This is a genomic window from Tardiphaga sp., assembly GCF_044340795.1.
In the GTDB taxonomy this organism is placed as follows: Bacteria; Pseudomonadota; Alphaproteobacteria; order Rhizobiales; family Xanthobacteraceae; genus Tardiphaga.
Genome location: NZ_JBIISY010000022.1, coordinates 18,616 through 43,764, shown reverse-complemented (window position 1 = coordinate 43,764; position 25,149 = coordinate 18,616). Strand labels below are relative to the sequence as shown.

Below are 25,149 nucleotides of genomic sequence, written 5' to 3'. Positions count from 1 at the left end.
CTGTCCGCCATCGCGGTGCGTGCCGGCTTTCGGCCGAATGGCCTGCCATTCGGCGTCACACTCATTGGACGCGCATTCGAGGATGGAGCGATCGCCGCGCTGGGCAACCGGTTCGAAGGATGCCAGCACAGTCCCGCGTCATTATCATCCGCGAAACAGTCCGGCCGGATATCCATTGCGGTCGTCGGCGCACATCTGTCGGGCCAGCCACTGAACCCGCAATTGCAGGAACGCGATGGCCGTCTGCTCGCGACCACGCGCACCGCGCCCGGCTATGCGCTCTACGCCCTCGACGGCAGCGTTCCGGCCAAGCCGGGCCTCATTCGCGATGCCGATGCCGCCGGCCATATCGAGGTCGAGATCTGGGATCTGCCGGCCGAGGGATTTGGCACCTTCGTGGATGCCATCCCGGCACCGCTCGGCATCGGTACGCTGACGCTCGAAGATGGCAGCCAGGTCAAAGGCTTCCTGTGCGAGCCGTTCGCGCTCAAGGGCGCGACCGATATCACCCATTTCGGCGGCTGGCGTGCCTATCGCGCCAGTGTGGTTTGAACCTGTTCATTCTGACCTGAGGAGAGAGTGGCTATGCGAACGTTGATTGATCGCCGGAGTGTTATTGTTGGACTAGGTGCGGCCGCCGTTGCGGCGCCGACGATCGTCAGGGCCCAGAACCCGACGGTCATCCGCGTCGGCGCGCTGAAGCTGATCCATTCGATTGCGCCCTACTTCTATGAGCGCTTCGTACCGGCCGGCTACAAGGTCGAGGTGCTGCCGTTCGAAACGCCGACGGAATGCAAGACGGCGGTGGTGACCCGGTCGGTCGATTTCGGGCATTTCGGCATCGCTGCCGGTCAGCTCGGCGCCGCTGCCGGCGAGCCGATCGTCCTGATCGCCTCGACCTGCAATCGCGGCATGGCGATCATCGCCAAGAAGGACAGCCCGATCCACGCTATCAAGGATCTCAAGGGCAAGCGCGTCGCCGTTTTCCCCGGCACCACCCAGGAAGTGTTCTTCCTTGAGCGCCTGCGCATGGAAGGCATGTCGATCAAGGATGTCGAGCCGGTGCGCGTCTCCTTCAGCGAGATGCATATCGCTCTGGCGCGCGGCGATGTCGATGCCTATGTCGGCGCCGAGCCGGGCCCCGGCGTGTCGCTCTCGACCGGTGTCGGCCAGCTTGTCGAATACCCCTATTCGACGGCGATGGGTTCGCTGAACATGGTGTTCGGCACCCATCGCGACACCATCACCAACAAGCCGGACCTCGTCCGCACCATGCTCGGCATCCACCAGCAGGGCACCGACTATGCCTCCAAGAACAAGGATGAGCTTGTGGCCATGGCCTCGTCCCGGCTCGGCCAGAAAAAGGAAGCCATCGAAGCGTCGGTTCCGAATGTCGAGCTGACCTGGCGCTTCGGCGCGACCCAGATCCAGCAGGCCAAGGTTTACGCCGACCACATGCTGGCGCTGAAGCAGATCAAGCGTCTGCCCGACTTCGCCACGTTCATCGACACCAGCTTTGTCGACGCGTTGAAGCCGGCATGAGCCACATGGTCATGACTTCCACCGAGAAGGCGGTCGATGCGCAGCGCCGGCCACTGGTGCCGGCGTCTGCGCGGCGACGGCTGGTCACCCTCGCACAGGCGCTCATCCTGCCGGTGGCGCTGCTGCTGTTCTGGCACTTCATGACGGCCGGCCGCCCGGCCAGCCTGATTCCGCCGCCGATGGAGGTCTGGCTCGAACTGCAGGACCTCGCCGTCGGCGGCATCAATGACGACGCCTATAGCGGCACGCTGCTGACGCATCTGCTCGCCTCGGTCGGCCGCGTGTTCGGCGGCTTCGGACTTGCGGTGCTGGTGGCCCTGCCGCTCGGCATGTTGATCGGACGCATCGAACCGATCCGCAAGCTGCTCGAACCGACGCTGCAGATCATGCGGCCGATCCCGGTCACCGCCTGGCTGCCGCTGGCCATGATCATTTTCGGCCTCGGTCCGCGCTCCGCATTCTTCCTGGTTTTTCTCGGCGCGTTCTATCCGGTCCTGCTCAATACGGTGTTCGGCGTCCGTTCGGTCGAGCCGCGCCTGTTCGAGGCCGCATCCATGCTCGGATGTCTGGGATCGGCGCAATTCTTCCGCGTCGTGCTGCCGGCTGCGTTGCCCTCGATCTTCACCGGCCTGCGTCTCGGCCTTGGTTTTTCCTGGGTGGTGATCGTGGTCGGCGAGATGACGGGCGTGCCGACCGGCCTGGGTGCCATCATCATGGAAGCCCGCCAGCTGTCCCGCACCGAAATCGTGATCTGCGGCATGCTGGTCATCGGTGTTTTCGGTTTCCTGTCGGATCAGGTCATCATGTGGATCGGCCGACGCCTGCTCGCCTGGAGTCCTTCCCATGTCTGACAGCGCCCTCCCCATCCTCGAAATCAAGAATGTCAGCAAGACATTCGCGATGAACGGCCAGTCGGTCGAGGCCTTGCGCAATGCCAATCTGACGGTGCGAAAGGGCGAGTTCATCTGCCTGATCGGCGCCTCGGGCTGCGGCAAGTCGACCTTGCTGCGCATGGTCGCTGGCTTCGAGACGGCCACCAGCGGCGACGTTCTGATGTGGGGCATGCCGGTGATTGGCCCCAATCCCACCCGCGGCATGGTGTTTCAGGACTATGGTTTGTTTCCATGGCTCACGGTGCGCGACAATATCGGCTTCGGACCGAAGTCCCGCGGTCGCGCCTCGAAGGAAGTTGCCGAGACCGCTGACAAGTTCATCGAGCTCGTCGGATTGCAGCGCTTCGCCAACGCCTATCCGCATCAATTGTCCGGCGGCATGAAGCAGCGCGTTGCCATCGCCCGCGTGCTCGCCAATGACGCCGAAGTCGTGCTGATGGATGAGCCGTTCGGTGCGCTCGACGCCATGACGCGCGAACGCCTGCAGGACGAGCTGGTGGAAATCTGGTCGCGCACCAAGCTGACGGTGCTGTTTGTCACCCATGCCATCGACGAAGCGGTGTTCCTGGCTGATCGCGTGGTGGTGATGTCACCAGGTCCGGGCCGGATCGACAGCGAATATGCCATCGACCTGCCGCGGCCGCGCGACATTGCGAGCTCCGAATTCAACGAGTGGCGCCGCATCCTGTCCAGCAAGCTGCACAGCCATCACGGCCGCAAGGTGGCCTAAAACAGAACGTCCGCTCTACGCCAGAAGCGGGCATGTCGAGCTGTGGTTGCCTACGATCATCTTGGCTCACGATCAGTAAAGTCGAATATGAGATAGCATTGAGCAAGAAATCTCATGTCTTCGAAGCATTCGGACACACACGATCGAAGCACAAAGTAACGCATTGGCATGATGCACGTTTCCTCGTATCGCCATTCTAACTATAGCGCTTCGCCTTGCCGTCCTCGGCATACCAGTCGAACTCTTCGTCCGAGAGATTGACGATCACATTCTGGATCTGGGTGTATTCCTCATAGGCGACCACCCCGTTCTCACGCCCGATTCCGCTCATCTTGAAGCCGCCCCAGGGTGAGCACGGATCGATGCGGTGATGGTCGTTGATCCAGACGATGCCGCTCTGCAGCCGGTGCGCGACGCGATGGGCGCGGGTGACGTCACGGGTCCAGATCGAGGCGGCGAGACCGAATTCGGTGCCGTTGGAAATGGCGATCGCCTCTTCCTCGGTGTCGAACGGGATGACGCAGACGACCGGGCCGAAGATCTCTTCCTGCGCGATGCGCATGCCCGGCTTCACTCCGGTGAAGATGGTCGGCTGGTGAAAATAGCCTTGTTCGAAGGCCGCGCCGTCCGGCCGCTTGCCGCCAGCTGCGAGGGTCGCGCCCTCCTCCAGGCCGATCTTCACATAGCGCTCGGTGAGATCGCGCTGCTTTGCTGACACCAGCGGTCCCATCTGGGTCGCCATGTCCTGCGGGTCGCCGAGCCGGATCGCATTGGTGCGCCTCACCAGCTCAGTGACGACGGCATCATGGACCGACCGGTGCACGAGAAGACGCGCGCCCTGCACACAGGTCTGGCCGGTGGCGATGAAGGATGCGAACAATGCCGCGGCAACGCCGCGTTCGATCGGCGTATCCTCGAACAGGATAACCGCAGCCTTGCCGCCAAGCTCGGCCGAGACCTTTGTGAGATTGGCGCCGGCGAGCGATGCGACCATCTTCCCGGTTTCAGTGCCGCCGGTGAGATCAATTTTCTTGATGCGCTTGCTGGTCGTCAACGCCTTGCCTGCGGTCGCGCCATAGCCCGGCACGACATTGTAGACGCCATCCGGCACGCCGGCTTCTTTGAAAATGTCGCCGAGCAACAGCGGCGTGATCGGCGCCAGTTCGCTCGGCTTCACCACCATCGTATTGCCCGCCGCCATGGACGGCGCGATCTTCTTGGTCAGGATCAGTAGCGGATGATTCCACGGTGTGACGTGGCCGACCACGCCGAGCGGGACGCGACGGGTGTAATTCAGGAAATTGCCGCCGAAGGGCGGCACGGTGTCCTCATGCGTCCGCGCCAGCGCGCCGAAATAGCGGAACCATTCCGGCAGGCGGCCGAGTTGCGCGCTCATCTCGCGACGTGCGCGACCGATCTGGTCGATCTCGATGGTGACGAGTTCGGGCAGCTTCGCAGCCAGCAATTCGCCGGCGCGATGCATGATATCGCCGCGCACGGCGCCGGGCGTCGCTGCCCAGACCGAGGCCGCGCGCTCGGCGGCGTCGATGGCGCGGTCGATATCTCTCTCGTCGCCTTCGGCGACATCCGCGAGATGGCTGCGATCCTTGGGATTCTCGACCCGGATCACGCCCCCGGAGGACGCCGGCAGGAAGCGGCCGTCGATATAGAGGCCGTAAGGCTTGCCGTCATTCATCATGCTCTGCTCTCCCTGCGTCAGGCGATCCGGAACAGCCGGCTGGCATTGCCGAACAGGATTTTCTCGCGGTCTCCGTCCGAGAGCTTGGCCTGCCTGACGAGGCCGACCGGATCGTCGTCGCCCATGTCGAACGGATAGTCGGAACCCATCATCACGCGATCGACGCCCACCATCGCAATGAGCTGCTCGATCAAGGTCGGCGAGAAGACGCAGGTATCGAACCAAAAGCGCTTGAGATAGGTGGACGGCGCCTCCGGAATCAGCCGGCGCACTTCGGGACGCACCTTCCAGGCATGATCCATGCGCGCGGCATAGAATGGATAATAGCCGCCGCCATGGGCGATCACCACATCGAGACCGGGATGGCGATCGAGGATGCCGCCCATGATGAAATGCGCGATCGCCATGGTCTCTTCGACGGGCTGGCCGACGCTGTTGACCATGAAGAAGTCGCCGAGCCGCTGGCCATGGGAGAAGCCGAGCGGATGCACGAACAGCGGCGCGCGCAGCTCTGCCAGCCGCGCATAGAGCGGATCGAAGGCGGCGTTGGAGAGTTCGAGGTCCTCGACGCGGGTATCGACCTGGAAACCGCGCAGGCCGAGCGTCTCGACGCCATGCACAGCCTCTTCGATAGCCCGCTGCGGAAAGCGCATCGGCAACGTGCCCATGCCGGCGAAATGCTGCGGGTCCTGCGCCACCAGCGCGGCGATATCCTCGTTCTGCACGCGTGACAGCGCGACCAGAAGCTCCTCGTCGGCCCAGTAGTTCTGCTGTGCCGGCGCCGGTGCGACCACCTGGATGTCGACGCCCATCTTCGCCATCATCTCGCGGCGTTTGGCGACATCCAGCATCAGGCCGGGCAGGATCTTGCCCTGCTCCGCATCGGTGTCACGGCTCGCCGGCGACATGTCGCGGCGATAGGGATTGCTCATCGGATCATATTTGCCGGCCACCAGCGGCTCGACGCGCTTGCTGAGGGCGTGGGTATGCATGTCGATGATGGGCATGAAAGTTCTCTTTTCAGTGGAGTTCGGCCGCGGCCGGGGCGCGGTGATGCCAGTCGGTCGCGCCCTGATAGGCATGTGCCGTCCGCAGCATGGTGGCTTCGCTGTAAGGCCGGCCGACCAGTTGGAACGCGATGGGAAGGCTGGCGCTGTCGAAGCCTGATGGCACCGAGGCGCCGGGCAGCCCGAGATAATTGATGCCACGGGTGCAATGGGTGAGCTGGCCGATGATGCGCGCGACGTCGGCGGGATCCCCTTCGGTGGTCGCGGCGATGGTCGGCACCGGGATGGAGATGGCGGGCAGCAGAGCGAGATCCGCATCGCCGATGCAGGACGCGACCCAACCCTCGGTGAGCTGCGCGCGCAGCGACAGTGCTTCCACATAGCGCGTGGCAGGATAATACAGGCCAGGCTCGATACGGGCGCGGACCTGATCGGCATACTCCTGCGGACGTTCGATCAGCCAAGGGCGATGGATGGTCGCGGCCTTGACGCTCATGACAAGCTGCATCAGCGCATTGATGAGCGCCATGTCAGGCGGCGCAGTTTCCGAAATCGTGGCACCGAGCGAGGTGAGCGTCCTGATCGCCTCGTCCAGCGCAGCCGCGATCTCCGGATGCAACAGTTCCCGATAATAGCCGCCGGGCACGGCGATGCGCAGGCTGGCGATGCCGGCATCGATGCCTGTAAGATAGTCGCGCGCAGCGATGACCGAGAGGATGATGGCCGCGTCCTTGGCGGTGCGCGTCAGCGGGCCGGAGCAATCGAGCGAGGCCGAGAGCGGCATCACGCCATCCGTCGGCACCAGGCCCCAGGTCGGCTTCAGCCCGATCAGCCCGCACATGGCGCCAGGGTGGCGCAGCGAGCCGCCGGTATCGGTGCCAAGCGAGGCAGTGACCAGCCGTGCCGCCACGGCAACGCCGGAGCCGGACGACGATCCGCCCGGCACATGCGCGAGATTCCAGGGATTGCGGGCATGGCCGAGGGATTCGTTATAGCCGGTCGGGCTCATGGCGAATTCGGCAAGCTGCAGGCGGCCGAGATCGAGCGCGCCCGCCGCATCGAGCCGGGCGATCGCCGTCGATGTGACCTCGGCACGAAAATTTTCGCGGATTTTCGAGCCCCCGCCGGAAAGATCGCCAGCGCGGTAGAAGAGGTCCTTATGCGCCAGCGGCACCCCATGCAGCGGCGCCAAGGCTGCGCCGGAAGCCCGCCGCTTGTCTGCAGCTGCCGCAGCATTCAACGCGCGCGCGTCGTCGAGACGGACGACGGCATTGAGCTTGTGGCCAATACCGGCGAGACGATCGAGCGCGACGGTGGTCGCCTGCACCGACGTCACTTCGCCATCCGCAATGGCCTTGGCGAGCGCGCCGAGATCGAGGGCTGCAATCTCCGTGGCCTGCATCAGGACCTGTCCGCTTTGGCGAGCCACGCCTGGTAGGCATAGGGCGACGAATCGAACGGCATCGCGCGCGCGGCCTCGACCGCAATACGCGCATTCACGTCGGTGACGAGCGCCGCCGCACGCGCAGTGCGGCTGGCGGCGTCCGACGCCTGGTTCAGTTCGGCTGCGACCTGCCGCAAAAGGTCTTCACTCATCACAACCTCACTGCACGCCGAGGCGCTGGAACAGCACATCGGTCTGGTTGTTCAGCTCCTCCGCCGTGCCGTGATGCACGACCTGCCCGGTCTCCAGCACATAAACGCGATCGGCAACCGCAAGCGCGCTGTAAAGATTTTGCTCGACCAGGAGGATCGAGAGCCCCTCCTTCTTCAGATCGACGATGATGGTTTCGAGATGCTGCACCATCACAGGCGCGAGACCTTCCGACGGCTCGTCCATCAGGATCAGTTCGGGATCGATCATCAGCGCGCGGCCGACCGCGAGCATGCCGCGCTCGCCGCCGGAGAGCTGGCCGCCACGATGATGGCGCCGCTCCGCCAGACGCGGAAAGATCCCGAATACGCGATCGAGAGTCCATCCATCCCTGGCGCGGGCGCTCTTGAGCATGGTGAGATGCTCGGTGACCGTCAGCGACGGGAATAGCCGGCGGCCCTGCGGCACGATGGCAATCTTCTGCGCGGCGATGTCGTGCGCGGGCAGCCCGATCAGGCTTGCGCCACGCCATGTGATCGTGCCTGACCGCACTTGCGGTGGCACGAGGCCCATGATGGAGCGGATCACTGTGGTCTTGCCCATGCCGTTGCGGCCGAGCAGTGCCACGATTTCACCCGACTTGACGTCGAGCGAGACGCCGCGCACCACGACGGCATCTCCATAGCCGCTATGCAGATCACGGATCTCAAGCATGACGCGGCTTCCCGAGATAGACTTCCTGAACCTTGGCGTTGCGGCGGATGCCCTCCGGCGGTTCCTCCACCAGCACGCGGCCCTCGAACATGCAGGTGACGTGATCGACCAGGCCGAGCGCGAGATCCATGTCGTGTTCGATCAGGATCACGGTGATGGCCGGATCGAGCGCGCGAATGACTTCCGCGATCATCGAGCGCTCCGACGGCGACAGGCCGGCCGCCGGCTCGTCGAGCAGCAGCATGGTCGGTGTCGTCACCAGCGCGATGGCGATTTCGAGCTGACGTTGCTCGCCATAGGACATTTCCTTGACGATCACGTCGGCACGCCCGGCAATGCGCGCTGCCTTCAGCGCGGCCGCGATGCGTGCGGATTCGCTCTCGTCCGGATCGGGTGAACCGAACAGCGAGAATTTCTTCGGCTTCAGTCCGCGCAGCGCCAGCATCATGTTGTCCTGCACGCTGAGCGTGGGGAACAGATTGGTGATCTGGAAGGTGCGCGAGATGCCAAGCTGGGCGCGTCGATGCGGCGGCAGTCTGGACACGTCGTGGCCATTGAACATGATCTTGCCGGAAGTCGGCGGATGCGCGCCGGCGATGGCATTGAACAATGTCGTTTTACCGGCACCGTTGGGCCCGATGATGGCGCGGCGCTGGCCGCGCGGCACCGTCAGGCTGACGCCGTCGACCGCCTTCAAGGCGTCGAAAGCCACCGTAACATCGCTCAGCGTCAAAGTCGGTTCGGACACGAATTATTCCTGATGAAGAACACAAAGCCTGGATGTCGCCCCCGCTTCCGCGGGGACGACGAGTAGCGATCAGGTCTTCTTGATGCCCTGGAAGGTCCGCGAGTAAGGCGGCTGCTTCAGGTAGGTTGCCGGATCGTATTTCCAGAACTGCGAGACATTCGGATAGGTCTCGATTGGCGCGTTCCAGAACTTGCCATCGGCGCGCTTGACGACCTTGCGGATGTAGACGTCGTAGATCGGGTTGCCGTAATCGTCGAACTTGACGGTCTTGCCGAGCGGAGAGTTATCGAGTTCGGTCTTCAGCACTGTGTCGATGAAAGTCTCGCGATCCTCGACCTTGCCGCCCATCTTCTTCAGCGCAGCGTCGATCCACATCATGCCCGAGTACATGGAAAAGCCGTAGAGCGACGGGATCTTGCCGTATTTGGCCTCATAGTCCTTGGCGAATTTCGCGGTGGTCGGCACGTCCGAACCTTCGGCGAAATGCGCGGCGGCGACGATGCCTTCGCATTCCGGGCCCATGGTGCGGATCACCGACTGGTCGGTGCCGTTCATGGCCATCAACAGCGGCGTCTTCTCCTTCAGACCGAAGGACGCATATTGCTGAATCAAACGCGTGGAGTCGGCGCCGGTCTCCATGGCGAAGATCGCATCGACCTTGAGATCGGCCAGCTGGCCGAGATAGGGGCTGAAATCCGCGGTGTTCAGCGGATGCCAGAACTGCTGCACGATGGTTCCGCCGCCTTCGGTGAAGACCTGGGCGAGACCGCCGCATTGTTCATGGCCGAAGGTGTAATCCTGGCTGATGGTGGCGATGCGCTTGTAGCCCTGCTTCAGGCACCAGTCACCGAACGGGTGGGTGAAGGCCGAGGCCGTGTAGCCGGCGACGCGGATCACGTTCTTGATGCGTGCGCGCTGGGTGAGATCATCGGCGGCGATGATCGGAATGAAGTAAGGCGTGCCGGTGCCCTTGACGTAGTTGGCGACGGCAAGACCGGTATTGGCAAGCAGATTGCCGATCAGCATGTGGCAATTGCCCTGCTCCACCAGGCGACGCGCCTTCTGCAGCGCAGTGTCCGGGTTCGAGGCGTCATCCTCGATCACGAGTTCGACCTTGCGGCCGCCCATCTCGTTTTTCACCTGCTCGAGATAGAACTGCACGCCTTCGACCATTTCCTTGCCGCCCGAGGCGACGACGCCGGTCAGCGGCGCCAGCAGCCCGATCTTGATCGGGGTCGCCTGCGCCTGCGCGGCGCGCCAGGGTGCTACGCCAACACCCGCTGCAGCAACTGCGGCGGTCGAAGTCTTGAGAAATTGTCTGCGATCCATCTCGAAGCCCTTTCGTGAGAAACCCGATTGAAACGGAAGTGAGCGTGATTTCAGTTTGCCTTGGCCTTGCGCGAGAACATCGCGCGCAGCTTGCCGATGATGCCCTCGGGGGCAAAGATCATGATCAGGACGAAGGTGATGCCGAGCACCATCAGCCAGCGCTCGGTATAGGAGCTGACGATGTTCTCCAGCACGATGATGGCCGCCGCGCCGACAAAGGCGCCGAACAGCGTGCCAACGCCGCCCGCGATCATCATCAGCACGCCCTCCACCGACTGCGCGAGCGCGACGGTCGACGGGCTGACGAAGTTGTTGAACATCGCATAGAGCGCACCGGCAATGCCGGCGAAGACGCCCGAGACGGTGAAGCCGATGAAGAGATGCAGCGGCACATTGTAGCCGAGGCTGCGCATGCGGCTTTCGCTGTCGCGGATGCCGCGCAGGGTCAGGCCGAAGGGCGACCGCACGAACCGCCACATGGCGTAGGACACGACCGCCGCACAGGTGAGCACCGCCCAGTAGAACGCGCTCTGCCCCACCAGGATGGCCGGCCGGACGTCGCCGCGCATGCCGTTCTCGCCGCCGGTCACCTGGGTCCAGCGCAGGCAGACGCCCCAGATGATCATGCCGAGTGCGAGCGTCAGCAGCAGGAAATAGACGCCGGAGGTTCGCACGGCGAGCAGCGCAAACACGGCCGCAACGGCAGTGGCAGCGGCAACACCCAGCAACAGCGCAATCCAGGGCGACATCTCGGCCTGGGCGGTCAGATAGACCACGACATAGGTGGAGACGCCGAAGATGGCACCATGGCCGAGCGAGGTGCGACCGGCGAAGCCGGCAAGAATGTCGATGGACATTGCGAGAATGCCGAAGATCAGGATTTCGGTGGCAAGGCCGACCTGATAGCTCGACAGACCGAGCGGCAGCAGCGCGGCAACGATGACCACCGCGGCGGCAATGACGAGACCTCGGCCTGTCATACCTGCGATACGGGTTGAGGATGCAGGCTGCGTCATGTGGCACGTCCGAACAGGCCGAGGGGACGGAATGCCAGCAGCACCGCCATCGGGCCGAAGATCACGAAATAAGCGAGTTCGGGGAACATCACCTGCCCCAGCGTATTCAGGAGGCCGACCAGCAGGCTGCCGACCGCGACGCCGACCAGACTGCCGCGTCCTCCGATAATGACGACAGCCAGACTGAAGGTGAGGATTTCAGCATCGGCCGAGGGATAGAGCGACAGGAACGCGCCGCCCATCAGGCCACCGAGACCGGCCAGTGCCGAACCGAACAGGAAGGTGAACAGGAAGACGCGGCGGATATTGACGCCCGAGGCTTCCACCATTTCGGCGTCATCGACCCCCGCGCGGATCAGCGCACCGAGCCGCGTGTGGTTGAGCAGCACCCACAGGCCGATGAAGACGAGGATGCCCATCACCAGCACGAACAGGCGATATTTCGGATAGAAGGTGCCGAACACGCGCACGCCGCCGCGCAAGGCTTCCGGGATCGGGACCGTAAAGCTGTCGCCGCCCCAGATCACTAGCGCGAGGTCGTTCAGGAAGAAGGCGACGCCGAGGGTAAGCAGCACCTGTCGCAACTCGTTGCCGCGCACGAAGCGCAGCAGCCCCTGATCGAGCACGAAGCCGATGGCCGCAATCGCCGCCATGGCTCCGACGCCCCCGACGAGGAAGCTGCCGGTCTTCACCGCAATGCTGTAGCCGATATAGCCGCCGAACAGATACAGCGCGCCATGGGCGAGATTGACGATGCGCAACAGGCCGAAAATCAGCGTGAAGCCGCTCGCCACCACAAAGAGCAGTGCTGCGAAAGTCAGGCCGTTCAGGATTTGAAAGACGCTCATGCCCCGTGACTTTACCTGCCCTTAGACCGCCGGCGCTTTCGGCCCGACGTCGAGATACCAATCGAGAATCTGTTCGCCGGTCATGAAGGCCACGTCCGGCTTCTTCGCGATGGTCTCGAAGATGCGGCGGAAATGCTTCAGGCGGTGCGGCGCGCCCATGATGTAGGGATGCACAACCAATGCCATCACGCGAGCACTGTCGGCGGCGTCCTCGTAAATCTGCTCGAACTGGTCGATGGCGCGGTCGTAATATTCCGATGCCTTGTGATGCTGGATCAGCATCATGGCGACGTCGTTGCATTCCTGCGTATAGGGGATGTTGACGATGGGCGTGGTCGTGGTCTTCAGCCACACCGGCTGGTCGTCCAGCACCCAGTCACAGACATACGCGTAACCTTCCTGCTTCAGCAGGTCCGGCGTTTCCCAGGTTTCGGTGAGGCCGGGCCCCAGCCAGCCGCGCGGCCGCCTGCCGGTGACCTGTTCGATCACGTCGGCCGTCTTGCGAATGTCGTCGCGCTCGTTCTCCACCTTCTGCATGTTGCGCTGGGTGAAGCCGTGCCCCATGAACTCCCAGTTGCGCGCCTTGGCTGCCTCGACAATGGGCGGATAGGCCGCAATGGCCGAGCCATTGATCGCCAGCGCAGCCGGCAGCTTGTAATCATCGAACACTTTTAGCATGCGCCAGAAACCGACGCGGTTGCCATATTCGTGCCACGCCCAGTTCGGCACGTCCGGCGACGGCGAACCGCCGGCCGGCGGCGTCAGCACCGTCCGCGGCATTGGCTGCTTAGCGTCCCACTCCTCCACATTGACGATGATCCACACCGCCATGCGCTTGCCATCCGGCAATTTCAGCGGCGGGCGTGCATCGATCGGCGAATAGGAAATGCGTTCGGTGGGCAGCATGCTCACTCCTCCGCCGCGACGATGGTGATGCCGAGCGACGGCAGGCCTTCAATGCGGGCATCGATGACATCGCCGGGCACGATGGGACCGACGCCGGCCGGCGTGCCCGTATAGATGAGGTCGCCGGGCTCCAGCTTCATCTGCTTGGAGAGCTGCGCCACGATCTCCGGCACGCTCCAGATCATCTGGCCGATATCGCCGCGCTGCTTCTCGACGCCATTCACCGACAGCGTGATGGCGCAATTGTTGAAGTGACGGGCATCGCGCGCCGGCGCGATCACGCCGCAGGGTGCGGAGGCGTCAAAGCTCTTGCCCATCTCCCAGGGCAGCCGCATGTCGCGTGCATCGCGCTGGCGGTCGCGGCGCGTGAGGTCGATGCCGACGGCATAGCCCCAGATATGCTCGAGCGCATCTTCCACTGCGATATTGCGACCGGGTTCACCGATGGCCAGCACCAGTTCGACCTCGAACTGGAAGTCCTCGGTGAAGGCGGGATACGGCACGCGTGCGCCATCCGGTACAACGCTGTCGCGCGGCTTCTGGAAGAAGAACGGCGGGTCACGCTCGTCGGCTTCCTTCATCTCGCGAATATGGTCGAGATAGTTGCGGCCGACGCAGTAGACGCGCCGCACCGGAAAGAAGCCACCGCCGACCACCGGGACGCCTGTAACCGGTACGGGCGGCAGCACCTGCTGGCTGATCACGCTCACTTGGCCACCGCCTGCGTGTTGTACCAGTCGAGGATCTCGGCGCCGTTCATATGCACCACGCCTTCGAACTGGTTCACATAGTCATAGACCTGCTCGAGATATTTGATGCGGAACGGCTGGCCCGAAATATACGGATGGATCGCGATCGACATGATCTTCGGGCGATCGGCGCTCTCTGCATAGAGGCGGTCGAACTGATCCTTGGCGCGATCGAGGAACTGGGTGGCACCGTGATGCTGCACCATCATCATCGGGATGTCGTTCATCTCGACCGTATAAGGCAGCGTGGTCAACGGCCCCTTTTCGGTGCGGATCACCGTGGGCTCGTCGTCATAGACCCAGTCGCCGATGTATTTCACGCCGGCTTCGGCAAGATATTCCGGCGTTTCCAGCGTCTGCGTCAGGCCCGGTCCGAGCCAGCCGACCGGGCGCTTGCCGGTGAACGTCTCGATCACGTCCATCGAGCGATGGATCATGGCCTTCTGGTCGGCTTCCTTGTGGATCGGCCCCTGCTCATAGGCATGGCCCATGAATTCCCAGCCGAGATCCTTGGCTTCCTGCGCGACCCGCGGATAATCTTCGCAGACGCGGGCATTGATCGATAAGGTCGGCTTGATGCCGAGCTTCTTGTAGAGTTCGAAGAATCGCCACGCGCCGACGCGCATGCCGTATTCGTGCCAGCTCCAGTTCGGCACGTCGGGCAGCAGCGGCAGGCCGGTCGGCGCCGGGATCACCTGACGCGCCATCGGCTTGGAAATATCCCAGACCTCGAAATTGACGATGGTCCAGAAGATCAGGCGCGCATTGCCCGGCAGTTTCAGCTTGGGACGATCGACAATGGCGGAAAACTCGCACCGCTCGCGCGGCTGCATGGGACCGGTCATGGCTGGATGCCCTTTGGAGATGAGACATTGAAACGGATCATGCGACGCTCCTGCCGGCCTTAAGGCCATCGAGCTTCATCACCGCGTCGGTATCCATCACGAAGCCGAAGGCGGTGCGGATGCAGGCGAGACCGGCGGCATGCAGCTCGGGCCCGTCCATGCTGTCCACGCAGTCCTCGACCACAATCACCGAATAGTCGCGAACATTGGCGGCGGTCGTCGTCGCCAGCACGCAGGAATTGGTGTTCACGCCGGTGATCAGCAGCGTGTTGATGCCATGGGAGCGCAGCACGAAATCGAGATCGGTGCCGAGAAAGCAGTCGTAGCGTTTCTTGGTATCGACGATGAAATCCCGGGGGTCGAGCAGTTCCGGCATCACCGTGCAGCCGGGGCCGCCGATGATATTGTGCCGCATGACGTTCTTGCGCGTCGCTCCGGGATCCTCTGCACGCGTGCGCCAGAACGGATTGGCGCGGATTTCCGCCTCGTCGCGATAGGAGGTGAGCTGATGCACGACCAAAATGCCGTTGGCACGGCACCAGTCGAACAGGCGCTTGTTCGCTGCGATGATGCGATCCGCGACATCCGGGGTCGTCGGCATTGTCGCCACCGCCATATCAAGATGACCGCGATGCAGGTCGATCGCGACGACCGCAGCCTTGATGTGATCGACACCGAGATTCATGGTCACACCAGCGGATTGAATGAGGTTTTCAGCAGCGCGCGCTGATCGATGCCAAACTTGTCGGTCAGCCAGTCGGCCAGCACTTCCTGCCCGATGGTCGGATTATCGTGCTGGCAATGCTCGGCGCCGGTCTCCTCCGGTTCGAGCACGCGCAAGGTCGCATCGACGCCGTTGGCGATGGCGTAATCATAGGTCGACCGTGCCGCTGTGACCGTCAGCACGTCGTGACCGCCATGCAGCACGAGATACGGACACTTCATGTGCTCGAGGTGCCCCCTCAGCGTGAAGGGCTTCATGAGTTCGTGAGCGTCCTTCATGGTCTTGGCGCCGAATACCCAGCGGATATGCATCGCAAGACCGAAATCGTCGCCCTTCTGGCCCCACATGTCATGCACGGACCACACCGCGCCGTGCGAGATCACGGCAGCCAGGCGATGCTCGTAACATCCCGCTCGCGCGGCGTAGTATCCGCCCATGCTGGAGCCACAGACCGCGATGCGCGATGCATCGACATCGCTGCGCTGCTCGAGCCAGTCGATACATTTGCCGACCGGCACTTCCGTATCGGCGCGGGTCGCAAGACCGTGGCGCCGCAGCGTGCCACCCTGGCCGGGTAGATCGACCATCAACACCGAAATGCCGCGCTGCAGGCAGCCATGGGCCTGCATGAACCACATCTCGTCCTTGATGGAGTCCAGCCCGCCCATGCAGATCAAGACCGGGAGCCTGTCACCGGGAAATGGCGCACGGATGAAATAGCCACAGATTGGCTTGCCCGGCTCATAGGGGATGTCGACGACTTCGCCGGGCGGATTGAGATGGGAAATGAACTTGTGCGAGCACGCTTCCATCTTCTCGAATGTCGGCAGTCGGCGTAGGTCGGTCGGCTCGAGATGGAATTCGGCCTGTCGATAATAGTCCGCCGCACGGAGAAAGCAGTTCATGGCGGTGCGGATGTGCCCGAGCTTTTCCTCGGCGAGACCGCGCTGCCAGTTGGCATCGGCGATCACCATCCATTCCTTGTGCCAGCTTTCGAGATCGCCGGGGATCATCCGCGATCCCGCCAGCATCACCTCGGAGACACTGCCGCCGCCTTCCTGGGTTTCACCGAGACCGCGGCGGAATTGATAGGACAGCCAGGGATGCTCGGGCCAATGATGCCAGCCGAACGGCTCATAATGCGGGAAACGATCCGCAGTGATCTCCTCGATGGCATTTTCGCCAACAGCCTTCCCAGAAACCATGAGACGCGCCGCTCCTTGGTCATTTCCGACGGCGCATCATTGCGTGTCTCAAATCGGAGTCAACGATAATTACATACACTTTCTGTGTCTGATGATCATTTCCGCAGGTTGCCTCCTATCGATGCGTGATTTTCATGCACAATTCCGCGCGAAATATGTAGGATACTCTACCGAGCCAAGCCAGCGAAGGCACAAGTGTGTACACTTTTTGCAGTGCGAGAGATCGATATGCCTGATCTGACCGACCTCAAAACGACTGAAACCGCAGGAGGCCGCGCGGGCAACCGTGCACTCTCGGTCATGGAGCAGATCCGCAATTTCATCCTGGATGGCACCGTCAATGCCGGCGAGCGCATGAACGAGGTCCGGCTCAGCAAGACACTGGACGTATCCCGTACGCCCGTGCGCGCAGCCCTTCAGGCTCTGGCCGGCGAAGGGCTGCTCGACTACGCGCCCAACCGCGGCTTCATCGTTCGGGAATTTCCGCTGAGCGTCATTGTCGATGCCTATGAAATCCGCGCGTCGCTTGAAGGACTGGCCGCGCGTTTTGCCGCCGAGCGAGGCCTCAGCGACAGCGAGCGCGCCACGATCGAACAAAGCCTGATCGCGGGCGACGACCTGTTGTCCCGTGGTGAATTTGCTGAGGGCGATCTTCTCATCTATCGCCGCATCAATGGCGATTTTCACGACACGCTGCTGGCCGCCGCACGCAACCGCATGCTGAGCGAGATGATCCGCATCTGCCATCACGTGCCGATGTCATCGAGCCGGAACATCGTCGCCTTCGAGCATCGCGATGTGCGACGGCGACATGACGATCATCATCGCATCTACGAGGCGATCATGGCGCGCGAGCCGTGGCGCGCCGAAGCAGTGATGCGGGAACACGTCTCCGGTGTACGAGCTTCCCTCGTCAAGTCGCTAACTGACCGGGCACAGTAAGGCGTATATGCAAAACATGTCCGCTTCCGCAAGCGGTGGACTTTGCAGCAAATGGCAACCATCAATCCGACCAAGGTTTCGGCGCCACGCCGCGACGCGCCTAGCCAGCACCAAGATATGACGCCACGATCTGGGGCGAACTGAGAAGTTCGCTGGCCCTTCCTTCGGCGCCGATCCGTCCGGATTCCAGGACGTATCCGTAGCTCGCGATCGACAACGCCTTGCGCGCATTCTGCTCGACAAGCAGCACTGTCGTGCCCGCCTCGTTGATCTCGCGGATGGTGCGAAAGATATCGTTGACGATTTGAGGCGCCAGTCCCATGGAGGGCTCGTCAAGCAGCAGCAGCTTCGGGCGCGCCATCAGCGCGCGGCCGATCGCCAGCATCTGCTGCTCGCCGCCGGACATCTGACCAGCAAACTGCTTGCGGCGCTCGCGCAGACGCGCGAACCGCCGGTACACGCTATCCAGATCGGCACCGACCTTGTCATCGCGGCGCGTATAGGCGCCAACTAACAGATTGTCCTCAACCGTCATGTTCGACACGACGCGACGTCCCTCAGGCACGAGGCTGACGCCGCGTCGCACGATGACATCGGCGGCGCTGCGCCGGATATCCTCGCCTTCAAGCAGGATGTCGCCCGACGACGCCATGACGAGGCCACAGATGGCCGACAACGTCGTGGTCTTGCCAGCACCGTTCGCGCCGATCAGGCAGACGCAGGAACCTGTCGGGACGGTCAGTGAAATCGCCTCCAGCACATCAACCGCGCCATAGCCGGCGCTGAGCCTGCGAATCTCAAGCATCTTCGTCGCGCCCCAGATAAGCCTCGATCACGGCGGCGCTCGCGCGCACCTGCGCCGGCGTACCTTCCGCAATCTCGCGCCCGAAATTCAAACACACGATATGGTCGCTAACCCTCGAGACCAGATCGATATCGTGTTCGATGAGCAACACCGTGATGCCGGAGGTCCTAATCTGCTGGATGAGCTCGCCAAGCCGGCCTTTCTCGGCATGATTCATACCTGCAGCTGGTTCGTCGAGCAGCAACAGCCGTGGCCGTGACGCCAGGGCCCGAGCAATCTCGACGCGGCGCCGGTCGCCATAGGACAGATCCCCTGCCGGAATGTCTGCGAGATGGGCGATGCGCAATTCATCGAGCAACACTCGGCAACGCGCTTTGGCATCACGCTCCTCGCGCGCCACGCCAGGCAGGCGGGCCAGCACCGACAGGATCGATTGCCGATGACCGAGATGGGTACCGAGCATGACATTCGCGAGCACGGATTGCTCGGGCAGCAAACGGATGTTCTGGAATGTGCGCGCGACGCCGTGCGCGGCGACCTCGTGAGGGTCACGGCCCGTGAGCGGCGCGCCATCGAGCGTGATCCGCCCAGCATCGGTCGGATACAGGCCGGTGATCATGTTCATCGTCGTGGTCTTACCGGAGCCATTTGGCCCGATCAGCCCTGTCACTTGCCCTGCCTCGGCAACGAAGGAGATGCTGTCGACCGCAACGATACCTTGAAAGCGCTTGGCGATCTTCCAGATTTCGAGCTTGGCGCCGGTCATGGCTGCGCCTGCCCGGCGGGAGCGGCCAGTTTCGAGCCCGACGATGTCGCGCGTGGCCATCGCAGCTTCAGCACCGACATGGCGCCGCCCGGCAGATATAGCACGATCGCCACGACCAGCATGCCCATCAGTATCTCGCGCAGCTGGTTCGAGAAGCGGAGCGCCTCCGGCAGGATAGTGGTAAAGATAGCACCGACCACCGGACCGGCCAGTGAATTGACGCCTCCGAGGATGGGATAGGTCAGCGCATCGACGCTCCGCACCACGCCGAAGTCGCCCGGACCGACAAAATAGTTGAGATGCGCTGCAAGCGCGCCGGCCGCACCGCAGACAAATCCGCTGGCGATAAATAAGGACAGCCGATGCGCGAACACGTTGACGCCCATCGATTGCGCCACCACGTCATCTTGCTTGATCGCTGCGATCGCGCGCCCGAAATAGGAGCGACGCAGCGTATGCACCACATAGACCATGACAATGACGGCCAGTGCGAGGTGCCACGTCTCGGTGTAGCGAGGAATACTGACAATACCGATGGCGCCGCCAGTGACGCTGTCCCAGTTGAGCGCAATGACACGGATCACTTCGGTAAAGGCGAAGGTGGCGAGCATGAAATAGTCGCCGCGCAGCCGCAGCACAGGGGCGCCGATGACGGCTGCTCCGAGTGCACCGAGTATCGCACCCGCCAGCAAGGCCGCTACAAAGGGAACGCCGAGCTCCATGGTGAGATAGACGCTGCAATAGGCCCCAAGCGCCATGAAGCCGCCGGTCGCCAGCGAGACCATGTTGGCACTGAGCGCCAAGAACAGGCCATAGGCAATCAACGAATTCAGCAGACACAGATCGATGATATTCGAGTAGCTCGCATAGAACTGACTGACCCAGGCACTCATGCGCGACGCTCTTCAAATCCGGAGAACAATCCGTTCGGCTTGACCAGCAAAATGAAGAAGATCAATCCGAAGCCGATTGCATCGCGGAACGACGACGATACATAGGCGACGCTAAACACCTCGATCAGTCCGAGCACAAACCCGCCGGCTACGGCGCCCGGGACATTTCCGAGACCTCCGAGAATGATCACCGTCAGGCCCTTGACCAGCATCTGCTCGCCCATGAAAGGCGATACAACGTTGAACAGATTGCCGAGCAGCATACCGGCCGCCCCCGCCAGAGCGCCGGCGAGGAAGAACGTCGCCATGATGGTCTTGCCCACGGGCACACCCACGATGCGCGCTACATCCTCGCTGAAGGCGACGGTGCGGATCGCTCGCCCCGTTGAGCTCCGTTGCAGCAACAACGCCAGCACGGCCATCAGAAGCACGGAGACCACGAGAATGACGGCCTGCAACAGCTGGATGCGAACGCCACCCAACTCCCACGACACCGAGAGCAGGTCGCTTGCGGGATATCGCTGCACTTGTGTGCCGAAGATTTCCTGCGCCAGTCCCACCATCATCCGCGCCAGCGCAAGGCTCGCCACGAGACCCATCCAGCGATGACCGCCGCGGGCCCGCAAGGTACGGAACACCACCAACTCCGACAGCACGCCGAGCATGCCGCCGCCGAGCAAGGCGACAACGAGCGCGACCGGCGCCGGCAGCCCGAAGCGCGCCGCCTCGAGCCCGAAATAGGCGCCGCCCATGAAGAAAGCGCCCTGCGCCATATTGACGATGTTCAGCACGCCGAAGATCAGCGTGCAGCCCATCGCAAACACCGCATAGGTCGAGCCCAGCGAGATGCCGTTGACGAGTTGCTGCAGGAAAGTCGACATCACGCCGGCCCGGATCAGTCGGCCGCAAGGGTGAACTTGCCACCCTTCATGACCAGCACCTTCGGTGCCACCGCCGGCTCGCGATTGGCATCAAAGGCGAAGCTGCCGTTATTGGCCTCGAGATCCTTGGTCGCAGCGATCGCATCGCGCAGCTTCTTCAGATCGGAGACGCCCCCCGCGCGCTTCACCGCATCGGCCACGATATAAACCGACGTGTAGGCTTGGGCCGCGAAATTGTCCGGATCGGAATTGTACTTCTTGCGATAGGCCTCGACGAACGCTTTGTTCTTGGGGCTGTCATACTGGATGAACCAGCCCGACCCGACGGTGAAGCCTTCCGCCGCAGCGCCAGCGAGTTCGGCGAGCTTGGTGGAGATCGCCGCATTGGCGCCGAGAATCTGCGTCGATGCCGGAATGCCGAGCTGCCGGGCCTGACGCACGATATTCGCCGTCTCCTCGGCCAGACCGCCGATCACGATCAGATCGGGATTGGCCGCCTTGATCTTGGTAAGCTGCGCCGAATAGTCGACATCGCCCTTCTGGAAGGTCTCCGTCGCGATGATCTTGATGCCTTCGGATTCCAGCGCCTTCTTGTGTACCGCATAAGCCGACTTCATCAGCGTGTCGTCGATGCCGTAGATCTGCGCCGCGGTCTTCGGCGCCGACTTCTTCTTCACATAAGCAAGCACGCCCGGAAACACCTGGCCTTCGGGCGGGCTGGTGCGAAAGATATAGTCGCCCATGTCTGTGATACCCGGTGCGGTGTTGGAGCTCGCGATCACGGGCACACCGGCTTTCTGCGCCAGCGGATCCGCGGCGAAGGCCGACGTCGCCAGCGTCGGCCCCAGAATGACCGCAACCTTCTCCTGATTGATCAGACGCTGGAAGATGTTCACCGACTGGCCGCGATCGCCGCCATCATCCTGATGCAGACCGACCAGCTTGTAACCCGGCAACTGACCGGAGCCATTGACTTCCTCGATCGCAAGCTCGGCGCCGTTCTTCTGCATCGTTCCGTACAGCGCCGCCGATCCACCCGACGTCGCCTGCACGATGCCGAGTTTGACGGGCGTCTGCGCGAAAGCCGCCGGCACCACGATCGCGCCGGAGAGAGAAAGCAACACAGCAACCATCGAAGTCTTCATCGACACGTCCCCTTTTCAATGTTGCCTTTCGGCGAAAACGGCTTTGATAGAAAGCTACATAGTTTTTGTAGGACGGCGAGAGGAAAGATCAGACAATCTTTGCTCACTTATTGAACTGATCTTCCAACGATCGCGCATGACACGAGGTCTTCATCATGTGCGCCCGCCTAGATTGTTAGTTCACCGATGAAAGCGGTCAGATTCGTCACGACGACATCGACGTGACCCGACCTCGAAACGCGAGCGCCTGCCGCATCGGCGAGAAGCGGATCCACCACGAGCACCGTCTTCATGCCCAGCCGGTGCGGCACACGCAGATTTCCCGGCCGGTCTTCGAACATTGCCGCGCGTTCGGGCGCGACACCGTGTTTAGCCAAGAAGATCTCGAAGGCACTGAGATGCGGCTTACCGACGAATCCGCTGTCCTCGATGCTGGCGATGACGTCGAACAGATCCGTCATACCCATCGCGGCAAGCGCAGCAGCCGCGTGCCCGCGCGACGCATTGGTGAAAACGATGCGCTTGCCCGGCAACGCCTTCAAGACGTCAATCAATGCGTGGTTCGGCACCAGCATCGACAGGTCGATATCGTGCACGTAATCGAGGAATGCCGCCGGCGTCGCATCATGCAGCTCGACCATGCCCTGCAAGGTCGAACCAAAACGCTCATAGTAATCGAGATGAATGGCTTCGGCTGCGGCCGGATCGATCTTCATGTGGTCCGCAATGAATGCGACCACGCGGCGGCGCAGCAGTTCATGCACACCGACAGACCGGGGATAAAGCGTGTCGTCGAGATCAAAAACCCAGTGATCGACATGCGCGAAAGCCTCACGCATGTTACCCTGGATCATTTCGTTCGCCGATACGGTCATGACGCCTTTCGATGATCGAATGCCGGGCGCGTGTTTCGCGCTCGTTTCAGATGGCCGCTTCCTTCAGACGCTTGATGGTGCGGTGGGCGCTCGGCTTGATGTCCTGGACATCGAGGCTGATATCGAGCGCACGGATCGAATGGGTGAGATCGCCGACCGAGATGATATCGACGCCCGTTTCAGCGATCGGCACGATGGTCTGCTCGTTGATGCCGCCCGAAGCCTCGGTCATGGCGCGGCCATTGACCAGTTTCAATCCTGCGCGCATCTCGTCGATATCCATGTTGTCGAACATGATGATCTCGACGCCGCAGGACAGCGCCTCCTCCACCATTTCGAGCGTCTCGCACTCGACCTCGATCTTGAACGTGTGCTGCGCGGTGGCGCGCAGGGTCGCGATCGCATTGGTGATCGAGCCGGCGATCTTGATGTGGTTGTCCTTGACCAGGATGCAGTTGGCGAGGCTGAAGATATGGTTGTGCGCACCGCCGACGCGAACCGCATATTTCATGATCATGCGCAGACCCGGCCAGCCCTTCCGCGTATCGGTCAGGCGGACACTGGTGTGCTTGACCAGATCGACATAGCGTCGCGTCTTGGTGGCGATGCCGGACATCTGCTGCAGCCAGTCGAGCGTGTTGCGCTCGATGATGAAGAAGGTCGAGGCCTTCGCCCTGACGCGCAGAAGCACCGTGCCGGGCGCCACGACGTCGCCGTCCTGCACGACATGCTCGACCTGCGCTTCGGGCTCGATCGCCTTGATGGTTTCGTCAGCCAGCAACAGGCCGCAGACGATGCCATGTCCCTTGGCATAGATCTGTGCGGTCTGCACCGGATCCTCGCCGACCAGGAAACCTCCCGTCGTGTCGCCCGGCCCGAGCTCCTCGCGCAGCGCCTGCTCGACCAGCGGCCGGATCATGAAGCGGTTCAGTCTCATCGAATCAATCCCTCGATTGCAAAGCGCGAACTAGGACGAAAGCGTGTTGGTGAAGGCCTTGCCGGCCTTCATGACGAGATGCAGGCGGCTGCGGTCTTCCATCACTGTGATGTCGGCGAGCGGATCGCCGCCGACGACCAGCACATCCGCGGCCCTGCCCGGCACGAGCGCTCCGAGATCGGGGCGCTCGATGCATTCGGCCGCCTTACTGGTGGAGGCGACGATCACCTCCATCGGCGACATCCCGAGCCAGTCCACCATGAACTTCAGTTCGACCATGTTCTCGCCGACCAGAAGGCGGTGCGACTGGTCGGTCCCCATCGCCACCTTGACGCCGCGCCGCACGGCGTCCTTCCAGATCGGGATCTGGTCCTGCATCAGATTGTAGATCTGCTTGTCCTTGACGTCTTCCTGGCCCATCTGATGCGCGGCCCAGGACTTGTCTTCCTTGCGCTTCTCCACGGACAGTGGCACGAGCGCGAGGGTCGGCACCCACCAGGTGTTCGACTTGATCATGATGTCGGCGGATTCCTCATCGAGGAACCAGCCATGCTCCAGCGTATGGATGCCGGCCTTCACCGCATTGCGGATGCCATCGATGCCTTCAGCATGCACCGCGACGCGGCGGCGCTTGGCTGCGGCTTCCTCGACGGCGGTGCGGATTTCCTCGATGGTGAATTGCGGCTCGTCCCAGCTGTCGGTGACCGAGGTGATGCCACCGGTCGCGCAGATCTTGATGAAATCGGCGCCGCGCATCAGCAATTCGCGCACCAGTCGGCGAATGTCCTCCACGCCGTCAGCCACCGTATCGGGAAGCCAGGCGCGCTTCTTGATCCGCATGTCGGCGGGGACCCAGTAATCACCGTGACCTCCGGTTTGCGAAATCATGCCGAGCGAGATCAGCAGCCGCGGACCGTCGATCAGGCCCTCCTCGATCGCGGTCCGGAAACCGGCATCGGCACCGCCCATGTCGCGCGCAGTTGTGATGCCGCAAGCGAGCGTTTGACGGAAGATGTCGATCGATCGCAGAACATTGTAGGTTGGCGTATTGAGCAGATGCTGACGCATGTCGCGCGCACGATAGGTGCCGTGGACATGGCAGTCGATGAAGCCTGGAAGAATAGTACGTCCCGACGCGTCGTACCGGGTCGCGCCGGAAGGAATTGCTACATTCGCTTCGGCGCCCGCAGCGATTATTCTCCCGTTCTCGATGACGACGACGCCGGACTTGATCGGATCGCCTCCGAGCCCGTCGATCAGGGTACCACCGACAATCGCAGTCAACATTCAGCAGGTCCTCATATGCGATTCAAAAGCTAACAGGGCCAGTTCGGGGGCGAAGTGCCAAGCGACGAT

The 25,149-nt window shown here is 62.5% G+C and carries 26 protein-coding genes and 1 pseudogene; 5 read left to right on the top strand and 22 right to left on the bottom strand.

The features are described 5' to 3' along the window. The 4 genes and pseudogenes from ACIQ17_RS05960 to ACIQ17_RS05945 form a co-directional block, all read left to right on the top strand. A pseudogene (locus tag ACIQ17_RS05960) lies at nucleotides 1–552 on the top strand (allophanate hydrolase); the annotation flags it as partial. Between the two features lie 42 nt (nucleotides 553–594). After that, on the top strand, nucleotides 595–1,542 hold the full coding sequence (locus tag ACIQ17_RS05955) for an ABC transporter substrate-binding protein (protein ID WP_398466412.1): 948 nt from the start codon (nucleotides 595–597) through the stop codon (nucleotides 1,540–1,542). Nucleotides 1,543–1,547: 5 nt separating this feature from the next. Beyond that, a complete protein-coding gene (locus ACIQ17_RS05950) occupies nucleotides 1,548–2,393 on the top strand; it encodes an ABC transporter permease (protein ID WP_398466408.1) in 846 nt (281 codons plus the stop codon). Continuing rightward, nucleotides 2,386–3,165: an ABC transporter ATP-binding protein gene (locus tag ACIQ17_RS05945; RefSeq protein WP_398466406.1), complete on the top strand. Its 780-nt coding sequence runs from the start codon at nucleotides 2,386–2,388 to the stop codon at nucleotides 3,163–3,165. Before ACIQ17_RS05950 ends, ACIQ17_RS05945 begins: the two co-directional genes overlap by 8 nt. Nucleotides 3,166–3,361: 196 nt before the next feature. On the opposite strand, the gene ACIQ17_RS05940 is transcribed toward ACIQ17_RS05945, so the two are convergent. The 14 genes from ACIQ17_RS05940 to ACIQ17_RS05875 all read right to left on the bottom strand — a co-directional run bounded on the left by ACIQ17_RS05940 (nucleotide 3,362) and on the right by ACIQ17_RS05875 (nucleotide 16,549). Beyond that, the gene (locus tag ACIQ17_RS05940) at nucleotides 3,362–4,864 is read right to left on the bottom strand and encodes an aldehyde dehydrogenase (RefSeq protein ID WP_398466404.1); all 1,503 of its coding nucleotides are present in this window, start codon (nucleotides 4,862–4,864) and stop codon (nucleotides 3,362–3,364) included. A 17-nt stretch (nucleotides 4,865–4,881) separates the two neighbouring features. After that, nucleotides 4,882–5,871, bottom strand: a complete 990-nt coding sequence (locus tag ACIQ17_RS05935; RefSeq protein ID WP_398466402.1) for an amidohydrolase family protein — start codon at nucleotides 5,869–5,871, stop codon at nucleotides 4,882–4,884. A 13-nt stretch (nucleotides 5,872–5,884) separates the two neighbouring features. Beyond that, nucleotides 5,885–7,273 carry an amidase gene (locus tag ACIQ17_RS05930; protein WP_398466400.1) on the bottom strand — a complete coding sequence of 463 codons (1,389 nt, stop codon included), beginning with the start codon at nucleotides 7,271–7,273 and terminating at the stop codon, nucleotides 5,885–5,887. After that, nucleotides 7,273–7,467, bottom strand: coding sequence for a hypothetical protein (locus tag ACIQ17_RS05925; RefSeq protein WP_398466398.1), 195 nt, complete (start codon nucleotides 7,465–7,467; stop codon nucleotides 7,273–7,275). The genes ACIQ17_RS05930 and ACIQ17_RS05925 overlap by 1 nt, the downstream gene beginning before the upstream one ends. Nucleotides 7,468–7,474: 7 nt before the next feature. Beyond that, nucleotides 7,475–8,179, bottom strand: coding sequence for an ABC transporter ATP-binding protein (locus tag ACIQ17_RS05920; protein ID WP_398466396.1), 705 nt, complete (start codon nucleotides 8,177–8,179; stop codon nucleotides 7,475–7,477). Next, on the bottom strand, nucleotides 8,172–8,927 hold the full coding sequence (locus ACIQ17_RS05915) for an ABC transporter ATP-binding protein (RefSeq protein WP_398466394.1): 756 nt from the start codon (nucleotides 8,925–8,927) through the stop codon (nucleotides 8,172–8,174). The genes ACIQ17_RS05920 and ACIQ17_RS05915 overlap by 8 nt, the downstream gene beginning before the upstream one ends. Nucleotides 8,928–8,996: 69 nt before the next feature. Next, complete coding sequence (locus tag ACIQ17_RS05910; RefSeq protein WP_398466392.1) at nucleotides 8,997–10,256, bottom strand: ABC transporter substrate-binding protein; 1,260 nt, start codon at nucleotides 10,254–10,256, stop codon at nucleotides 8,997–8,999. Nucleotides 10,257–10,306: 50 nt separating this feature from the next. After that, a complete protein-coding gene (locus ACIQ17_RS05905) occupies nucleotides 10,307–11,272 on the bottom strand; it encodes a branched-chain amino acid ABC transporter permease (RefSeq protein WP_398466390.1) in 966 nt (321 codons plus the stop codon). Continuing rightward, the gene (locus tag ACIQ17_RS05900) at nucleotides 11,269–12,120 is read right to left on the bottom strand and encodes a branched-chain amino acid ABC transporter permease (protein WP_398466388.1); all 852 of its coding nucleotides are present in this window, start codon (nucleotides 12,118–12,120) and stop codon (nucleotides 11,269–11,271) included. The genes ACIQ17_RS05905 and ACIQ17_RS05900 overlap by 4 nt, the downstream gene beginning before the upstream one ends. 21 nt (nucleotides 12,121–12,141) lie before the next feature. Further along, on the bottom strand, nucleotides 12,142–13,026 hold the full coding sequence (locus tag ACIQ17_RS05895; protein ID WP_398466386.1) for a polysaccharide deacetylase family protein: 885 nt from the start codon (nucleotides 13,024–13,026) through the stop codon (nucleotides 12,142–12,144). Nucleotides 13,027–13,028: 2 nt separating this feature from the next. Further along, nucleotides 13,029–13,736: a fumarylacetoacetate hydrolase family protein gene (locus tag ACIQ17_RS05890; RefSeq protein WP_398466384.1), complete on the bottom strand. Its 708-nt coding sequence runs from the start codon at nucleotides 13,734–13,736 to the stop codon at nucleotides 13,029–13,031. Beyond that, the gene (locus ACIQ17_RS05885; protein ID WP_398466382.1) at nucleotides 13,733–14,620 is read right to left on the bottom strand and encodes a polysaccharide deacetylase family protein; all 888 of its coding nucleotides are present in this window, start codon (nucleotides 14,618–14,620) and stop codon (nucleotides 13,733–13,735) included. Before ACIQ17_RS05885 ends, ACIQ17_RS05890 begins: the two co-directional genes overlap by 4 nt. Nucleotides 14,621–14,657: 37 nt before the next feature. Then, on the bottom strand, nucleotides 14,658–15,305 hold the full coding sequence (locus tag ACIQ17_RS05880) for a cysteine hydrolase family protein (RefSeq protein ID WP_398466380.1): 648 nt from the start codon (nucleotides 15,303–15,305) through the stop codon (nucleotides 14,658–14,660). 2 nt (nucleotides 15,306–15,307) lie between these two features. Then, entirely contained in the window at nucleotides 15,308–16,549 is a 1,242-nt protein-coding gene (locus tag ACIQ17_RS05875; RefSeq protein ID WP_398466378.1) for an alpha/beta hydrolase family protein, read from the bottom strand. Nucleotides 16,550–16,777: 228 nt separating this feature from the next. Between ACIQ17_RS05875 and ACIQ17_RS05870 the strand changes: the two genes are divergently transcribed. After that, nucleotides 16,778–17,491, top strand: coding sequence for a GntR family transcriptional regulator (locus ACIQ17_RS05870; protein WP_398466376.1), 714 nt, complete (start codon nucleotides 16,778–16,780; stop codon nucleotides 17,489–17,491). 100 nt (nucleotides 17,492–17,591) lie between these two features. On the opposite strand, the gene ACIQ17_RS05865 is transcribed toward ACIQ17_RS05870, so the two are convergent. The 8 genes from ACIQ17_RS05865 to ACIQ17_RS05830 all read right to left on the bottom strand — a co-directional run bounded on the left by ACIQ17_RS05865 (nucleotide 17,592) and on the right by ACIQ17_RS05830 (nucleotide 25,080). Further along, on the bottom strand, nucleotides 17,592–18,296 hold the full coding sequence (locus ACIQ17_RS05865) for an ABC transporter ATP-binding protein (RefSeq protein WP_398466374.1): 705 nt from the start codon (nucleotides 18,294–18,296) through the stop codon (nucleotides 17,592–17,594). Beyond that, entirely contained in the window at nucleotides 18,289–19,062 is a 774-nt protein-coding gene (locus tag ACIQ17_RS05860) for an ABC transporter ATP-binding protein (RefSeq protein WP_398466372.1), read from the bottom strand. The genes ACIQ17_RS05865 and ACIQ17_RS05860 overlap by 8 nt, the downstream gene beginning before the upstream one ends. Next, nucleotides 19,059–19,955, bottom strand: a complete 897-nt coding sequence (locus tag ACIQ17_RS05855) for a branched-chain amino acid ABC transporter permease (RefSeq protein ID WP_398466370.1) — start codon at nucleotides 19,953–19,955, stop codon at nucleotides 19,059–19,061. The genes ACIQ17_RS05860 and ACIQ17_RS05855 overlap by 4 nt, the downstream gene beginning before the upstream one ends. Next, nucleotides 19,952–20,836: a branched-chain amino acid ABC transporter permease gene (locus tag ACIQ17_RS05850; protein ID WP_398466368.1), complete on the bottom strand. Its 885-nt coding sequence runs from the start codon at nucleotides 20,834–20,836 to the stop codon at nucleotides 19,952–19,954. The genes ACIQ17_RS05855 and ACIQ17_RS05850 overlap by 4 nt, the downstream gene beginning before the upstream one ends. Before the next feature lie 14 nt (nucleotides 20,837–20,850). After that, nucleotides 20,851–21,981 carry an ABC transporter substrate-binding protein gene (locus tag ACIQ17_RS05845; protein ID WP_398466366.1) on the bottom strand — a complete coding sequence of 377 codons (1,131 nt, stop codon included), beginning with the start codon at nucleotides 21,979–21,981 and terminating at the stop codon, nucleotides 20,851–20,853. Nucleotides 21,982–22,148: 167 nt separating this feature from the next. Beyond that, the gene (locus ACIQ17_RS05840; RefSeq protein ID WP_398466364.1) at nucleotides 22,149–22,856 is read right to left on the bottom strand and encodes a pyrimidine 5'-nucleotidase; all 708 of its coding nucleotides are present in this window, start codon (nucleotides 22,854–22,856) and stop codon (nucleotides 22,149–22,151) included. 46 nt (nucleotides 22,857–22,902) lie between these two features. Beyond that, nucleotides 22,903–23,793: a carboxylating nicotinate-nucleotide diphosphorylase gene (nadC, locus tag ACIQ17_RS05835; RefSeq protein WP_398466362.1), complete on the bottom strand. Its 891-nt coding sequence runs from the start codon at nucleotides 23,791–23,793 to the stop codon at nucleotides 22,903–22,905. A 30-nt stretch (nucleotides 23,794–23,823) separates the two neighbouring features. Beyond that, entirely contained in the window at nucleotides 23,824–25,080 is a 1,257-nt protein-coding gene (locus ACIQ17_RS05830) for an amidohydrolase family protein (protein ID WP_398466360.1), read from the bottom strand. Nucleotides 25,081–25,149: the final 69 nt, after the last annotated feature.